This is a genomic window from Dietzia sp. DQ11-38-2 (assembly GCF_014145055.1).
GTDB lineage: Bacteria > Actinomycetota > Actinomycetes > Mycobacteriales > Mycobacteriaceae > Dietzia.
Genome location: NZ_JAALDW010000015.1, coordinates 1 through 1,380, shown reverse-complemented (window position 1 = coordinate 1,380; position 1,380 = coordinate 1). Strand labels below are relative to the sequence as shown.

Genomic DNA, 1,380 nt, shown 5'->3' with positions numbered 1-1,380 from the left:
ACGGATGTAGAGCGGCCACCGCGTGATCTTTCGAGTCAACCGTCTAAAGAATCCTCGAGGAGTCATCGCGATGACCGCACCCCATATTGTCGACCCTGCAGGCCTGCTTGGCCAAGCCCTATCTGACGCGTCGCCGGATCTGATGCGCGAGCTGCTGCAGACCATGATCAACGCACTGCTCTCCGCCGATGCCGACGCTGTGTGCGGCGCCGAGTGGAACGCCCGCTCGGCTGAGCGCACCAACCACCGCAATGGCTACCGCCACCGGCCCCTGGATACGCGGGTCGGCACCGTCGACGTCGCCGTCCCGAAGTTGCGCTCGGGCAGCTACTTCCCCGAGTGGCTGCTCGAGCGCCGCAAGCGGGCCGAGTCCGCGCTGATCACCGTCGTAGCCGACTGCTATCTGGCCGGGGTGTCTACCCGCCGGATGGACAAGCTGGTCAAGACCCTGGGTATCGACTCGCTGTCCAAGTCGCAGGTCTCACGCATGGCCCAGGACCTGGACGAGCAGGTCGCGGCGTTCCGGCACCGCCGCCTGGACGAGGCCGGGCCGTTCACCTTCGTCACCGCCGACGCGTTGACGATCAAGGTCCGCGAGAACAAGCAGGTCGTCAAGGCTTCCGTGCTGCTGGCCACCGGCGTCAACGGCGACGGCCACCGCGAGGTACTGGGCATACAGGTCGCCACCAGTGAGACCACGGCCTCGTGGAACACCTTCTTCGCCGACCTGGTTGCCCGCGGCCTGGGCGGGGTGCGGCTGGTGACCTCCGATGCCCACGCCGGGCTGGTCGGGGCGATTGCGGCGAACCTGCCGGGAGCCGCGTGGCAACGCTGCCGCACCCACTACTCGGCGAACCTCATGGCGGTGTGCCCCAAGTCCATGTGGCCGGCCGTGAAGGCGATGCTGCACAGCGTGTACGACCAGCCCAACGACACCGCGGTGCACGAGCAGTTCGACCGGCTCCTCGAGTACACCGAAGGCAGACTGCCCGACGTGGCTGAGCACCTCGGCGACGCCCGCGAGGACCTGCTCGCCTTCACCGTGTTCCCCGACGACGTGTGGCGACAGATCTGGTCCAACAACCCCACCGAGCGGCTCAACCGAGAGATCCGCCGCCGCACCGACGTCGTGGGCATCTTCCCCAACCGAGATGCCATCGTCCGCCTCATCGGCGCCGTCCTTGCCGAGCAGACCGACGAATGGGCCGAAGGACGCCGATACCTCGGACTCGAAGTCCTGGGCCGCTGCCGACTCACCCTGACCACCGACACCGACACCAGCTCGCAGACGGAGGTGACCACTGATGCACTGATGCAACTACCCGCCTGATCACCAACGAAGGATCACAATTCAGTTACACCACTTCTAGGGGCTTGACC

1 protein-coding gene is annotated in these 1,380 nt (G+C 66.4%); it reads left to right on the top strand.

Annotated elements, in window-relative coordinates; genetic code table 11:
• Positions 1-70 precede the first annotated feature (70 nt).
• Positions 71-1,330, top strand: a complete 1,260-nt coding sequence (locus G6026_RS00640) for an IS256 family transposase (protein WP_069389740.1) — start codon at positions 71-73, stop codon at positions 1,328-1,330.
• The last annotated feature ends 50 nt before the right edge of the window (positions 1,331-1,380 follow it).